Annotated in this window: 6 protein-coding genes; all 6 read right to left on the bottom strand. The window is 64.1% G+C overall.

Translation table 11 applies throughout. The features are described from left to right. Positions 1 to 42 precede the first annotated feature (42 nt). Entirely contained in the window at positions 43 to 843 is an 801-nt protein-coding gene (locus V6M39_RS01210; RefSeq protein ID WP_332641828.1) for an SDR family NAD(P)-dependent oxidoreductase, read from the bottom strand. Between the two features lie 29 nt (positions 844 to 872). Beyond that, positions 873 to 2,033, bottom strand: a complete 1,161-nt coding sequence (locus V6M39_RS01205; protein ID WP_332641827.1) for a hypothetical protein — start codon at positions 2,031 to 2,033, stop codon at positions 873 to 875. A 45-nt stretch (positions 2,034 to 2,078) separates the two neighbouring features. After that, on the bottom strand, positions 2,079 to 2,720 hold the full coding sequence (locus tag V6M39_RS01200) for a histidine phosphatase family protein (RefSeq protein WP_332641826.1): 642 nt from the start codon (positions 2,718 to 2,720) through the stop codon (positions 2,079 to 2,081). 5 nt (positions 2,721 to 2,725) lie between these two features. Continuing rightward, complete coding sequence (locus V6M39_RS01195) at positions 2,726 to 3,556, bottom strand: ABC transporter permease (RefSeq protein WP_332641825.1); 831 nt, start codon at positions 3,554 to 3,556, stop codon at positions 2,726 to 2,728. Then, positions 3,553 to 4,524 carry an ATP-binding cassette domain-containing protein gene (locus V6M39_RS01190; protein ID WP_332641824.1) on the bottom strand — a complete coding sequence of 324 codons (972 nt, stop codon included), beginning with the start codon at positions 4,522 to 4,524 and terminating at the stop codon, positions 3,553 to 3,555. Before V6M39_RS01190 ends, V6M39_RS01195 begins: the two co-directional genes overlap by 4 nt. A gap of 103 nt (positions 4,525 to 4,627) precedes the next feature. Beyond that, positions 4,628 to 4,792, bottom strand: a complete 165-nt coding sequence (locus V6M39_RS01185) for a fasciclin domain-containing protein (RefSeq protein ID WP_332641829.1) — start codon at positions 4,790 to 4,792, stop codon at positions 4,628 to 4,630. Positions 4,793 to 4,805 lie beyond the last annotated feature (13 nt).

Below are 4,805 nucleotides of genomic sequence, written 5' to 3'. Positions count from 1 at the left end.
AGGCCGGAGCTTGCTCCGGTGATCAGAACGTTCTTGCGCATGTCAGTCCTTCTTCGCCATCTGGAATGAAGCCTTCTTCATCATCGAGTAGTACAGCGGGCGCGCAAATCGCTTGGCCGCGTAGGCCACCTTGCCTTCTCGGTCGGTGAGGATGATGTGCCGGTCCTTCTCGATGCCGCTGATGACCCTTGCCGCGATCGTGTCGGCGGACAGCTTGGCCTTGTCGATCAGCTTGGCGGCTGACTTGTTGGCCTGCTCGTCCTTGCCGCGGAGCGACTCGGTGAGGTTGGTCTTGAAGAAGGTCGGGCAGATCACCGAGACCTTGACGCCGTACGGCTTGAGCTCGTGGAACAGGGACTCGCTGATCGCGACGACACCCGCCTTGACCGCGACGTACTCCGTCATCCGCGGTGGATGAATCAGGCCGGCGGCGGATGCAGTGTTGATGATGTGGCCGCTGCCTTGTTCCTTCATGAGCGGAGTGAACGTACGGCAACCGCGTGCGACACCAAGCAGGTTGATGTCGACGATCCACTGCCACTGGTCCATCTCGGACAGCTCGATCCGACCTCCGGCAGCCACACCTGCGTTGTTGAACAGGTAGTCGAGGCCGTCCCACGTCTCCGTCACCCAGTCGCGAGCCTTGGCCCAGTCGACGTCCTGCGTCACGTTGAGCGTCAGGTAGGAGACACCCTCGAGTCCTCGCAGGGACTCCGGGATCTCCTCGTGAACGTCAGTTGCAAGCACACGGGCTCCGCGCTCGACGAGCTGGAGGACCAGTGCGAGGCCGAGGCCCGAGGCGCCTCCGGTGATCAGGACACGCGAGTCTGGGGCGATCTTCATGTTCAGATACTAGCGGTATCCGGATTGGGTCAAGTCGCTCCGTGCTTGTGATCGCAGAGGGTGACCTCGCCCTTTTTGACCGATCCTGCGGCAACGCCCTCGAGCGCTGCGAACGGTCCACACCGGTGCGGCTCAATCCATACGTGGATCATCGGCACCGCGGCACCGATACTCGATCCGGGTGGGCACGGCTGGCCGGGATTGATCAGCCCGACCACCTTGCCGTCGGCGAAGCAGAGGTTGTCGTGGATGTGCCACTGCGTGAGTCGGCCGCCCAGCTCGGGCACGTCGTCGAGCGTGTCTCCGGGATTCAGCATGTACATCGCCGAGACGAGCTTCTTGGGCGTCTGGGTTGTGTCGTAGACGAGTGACTCCGGACGGTCGGGATCAAGGATGTTGCCGTCAGCCATGTTGTCGACGTTGAGGTAGTGCTCGAAGCCGGAGAACCCATCGCCGATCGACTTGAAACCCTGGGCCTCGAGCTTGCTGGCATCGGAGAACTGCGGGAGCCGAAGCAGGGTGATGGCAATGAGATTCTCCGCCGCGGCCTGCTGCTTGAGCGTCACGCCGGGCGTGCCGCTGAGATCGATCGGCAGCGCGGGGTCGTATGGCTTCGCCACAGCGTGGGCTTGGTCATCGGTGCCGGCGTGTGCGTGACCACCCGTGGCGAGCATGCCCGGAACTGACAGTGCCGCCACGGCCAACGCGACGGCAGCGACCAGCAGCGGGTGACGGATCAGCCGCGACGTTCCGAACGTGCGCAGGTGCGCCATCGCAGCGAGGGCTGCAACCGATGCCAGGATCGCGGCCAAGGTGTCGGCTCGTTGCAGCGGCTCGGCTGCGTCGAGGCCTTCGAAGGGCAGTCCGACCGTCTTGGCGAGAACCCAGCCGAGGACGGCGCCGACGTTCGCCATCGCGCCGAACGTGAGCAAGCCAGGGCCGGGGCGCATGAGCGCTGAGACGCCGACACCTAGCTGAGCCACCGCGGTGAGCGTGAAGATCAGGGCTGCCTGGCGGTGTTCGCTGTGAGCTCCGATTGCGGTCGCGTGGATGGCACCAGCGGCAAGTGACGCGGCAGCAACGATCGCGAGCCAACCCAACGAGCCGAGCTCCTTGAGAGGGCGAAGCGGGTGGTCACTGTCAGCTGCACCTTCCGAGGTGCGCTGCTGAGGTTCGATGTCGACTGTCACGAAGGATCCTTGCTCCCGATCCTTCGATGTTACGCGCGCGAGAGGTCACCTGTACGTGACCAGGTCACGGGGGAGGTGACCGTGCTCGTTGAACGTCAGCAACCTCGGTCCGGACTGTCCGACGATCACCGTGGTGACGCTGGCGTTGATGACGACGTCGTTGATGCGCTGGAACAGTGTGGCGCCGCCAGTGAGCAGATGAGACGTGACCAACGCGATCGGGCCACCGGAGGTGAACACCGCCACAGACCGGCCGGAGCCGGCTGCCAGAACTACGCGATCAAACGCCTTCATGACCCGCTCAACGAACTGCTGATAGCTCTCGCCAGCACCCTCGCCTCCGGCGATCCAGCCGTCGAGGGCAACGTTGAGCATCGCCTGGAACGCCTTGGGATCCTGGGTCAGAGAGGTCGGATCGTGCGCTCTCGCGATGGCGATGTGGTCGAACTCGTTCCAGCCCTCATCGACGTCATAGCCCTCGCCATGCCCACATGCGTCGATCGCTGAGATCGCGGTCTGCGCGTGGCGCTTCATGGATCCGGCAACGGCGGCAGTCGGCGACCAGTCCGAGGCTTCCCAGGACATGCCGAGTGCGGTCGACTGCTTCTGTCCCAGTTCAGAGAGCAGGTCGTAGTCCTCAGCACCCCAGGACGCCTGGCCGTGGCGGATCAGTTGGATCGAGCCCATACCCGTCAGCTCTTGTTTGCGAACACGCGCATGGTGAGCGGGCCGAAGACCGCCACCAGGACTCCCGACATGATCAGAACTGTGACAATCGCGCCGCTGTCGGGGTTGCCGTCCATCAGGCTGCGGGCGGCGTCCACCAGGATCGTGACCGGGTTGTACTTCACCACTGACTCAAGCCATCCCGGCATCGTCTCGATCGGGACGAAGACGTTGGAGGCGAACGTCAGCGGGAAGAGCACCATCATGCTGACGCCCATCACGGCATTGGGTGTGCGGAGCTTGAAGCCGAGAAGAGTCCAGATCCAGCTCAGGCTGAAGCAGAAGACGAGCAGCAGGAGAATCGCGGCGACGACACCCATGAAGCCACCCGGCGCGCGATAGCCGAGCAGGAAAGTGACGACCATGATCACGGTCGACGCCATCGTGTAGCGGAGGCTGTCGCCCAGCAGGGAGCCCACGAGCAGCGACGGTCGCCAGACCGGGAGTGACCGGATCCGGTCGAAGACGCCCTTCTCGATGTCGTTGTTGATCGTCATCGCGGTGTACATCGTGATCATCACGACGGTCTGCACCAAGATGCCCGGCGCGAGGTAGGGAAGGTATTCGGAAGGCGATCCACTCAACGCCCCACCGAAGATGTAGGTGAACATCAGCGTGAACATGATGGGGAACATCGTCACGTCGAAGAGCTGCTCGGGGACGTGCTTGATCTTGAGCAGGGCTCGCCATCCGAACGTCAATGACGACGAGATCGGCGACGCCGGACTCGGGCGGGTGCCCGAGCCGAGAGCGGCAGCGACCTTGGAGTCGAGCTGGGCAGGAGCGGCGGTGGTCATACGGTGGCCTCCTCGGCCTCGTCTTCAGCTTGGACGTGCTCTCCGGTGAGAGCGAGGAACACCTCATCGAGGCTGGGTTGTCCGAGCGAGAACTCGGTCGTCGATATGCCGTGGTCGCGCAGCTGCGCGAGCGCGGCCGGTACGTTCTCGGGATCGCTGACGCGCATGCTGATCGCGGCAGGATCGCCCTCGAGCGTTGCCGATCCTTCGAGCGTCGACTCCATCAGCCTGGCTGCCTCGGCTCTCTGCTCGGGGTCCGCAACTCGTACGTGGAGCGCACCGCTGCCAACTGACGCCTTGAGCTCGCCGCTGGTGCCCTCTGCGATGACCTTGCCGCGATCAATCACGGCAATGCGGTCGGCCAGCTGGTCGGCTTCGTCAAGGTATTGAGTCGTCAGCAGGACTGTCGTGCCCGCAGCGACCAACGCGCGAACGATGTCCCACACCTGGTTGCGGCTTCGAGGATCAAGACCCGTGGTCGGTTCGTCGAGGAACATCAGCTCGGGACGGACCACGATGCTGCCGGCGATGTCGATGCGGCGGCGCATACCGCCGGAGTACTTCTTGACTTGGCGGTCTCCGGCCTCTTCGAGCCCGAAGGCGTCAAGCAGGTCAGCGGAACGCTTGCGCGCGTCGGCCCAGCTGAAGCCGTAGAGCCGACCGAGCATCACCAGATTTTCGGTGCCGGTCAGGTCTTCGTCGAGAGAGGCGAACTGACCAGTCATGGCGACCTTGGATCGGACGGTCGAGGCCTCAGCGATGATGTCGTGGCCCAGCACCAAAGCGCTGCCCGACGTCGGGCGAAGAAGCGTGGCAAGCATGCGGATCGCGGTCGTCTTGCCGGCGCCGTTGGGGCCGAGAACTCCGTAGACACCGCCGGTTGGGACCGAGAGGTCGATGCCGTCGACTGCGCGGTTGTCTCCGAATGCCTTGACCAGCTCGTGAGTTTCGATGGCGAAGGACGTCATATCGCCATACTGCCACCCAACTCCGACACGACTCCGCGCCGAGATAGACGGACGGGCCGACTTCCATTGGGAGCCGACCCGCCCGGGTGTGAAGCGGCGTGGATCAGGCCGCGGGCGGCATGAGCACCGAGTCGATCAGATAGACCGTCGCGTTGGCCGTACGGACGCCACCGCAGATGACGCTGGCCTGGTCGCCGACCTTGATGTCGTCGCCCGAACCGGTGACCGTGAGCTCAGCACCGTTGACGGTCTTGAGCGTTCCGTCGATGTCCTTCGGCAGG

This window comes from Aeromicrobium sp. (assembly GCF_036675695.1).
Classification (GTDB): domain Bacteria; phylum Actinomycetota; class Actinomycetes; order Propionibacteriales; family Nocardioidaceae; genus Aeromicrobium.
This window is presented reverse-complemented; position numbering and strand designations above follow the sequence as displayed.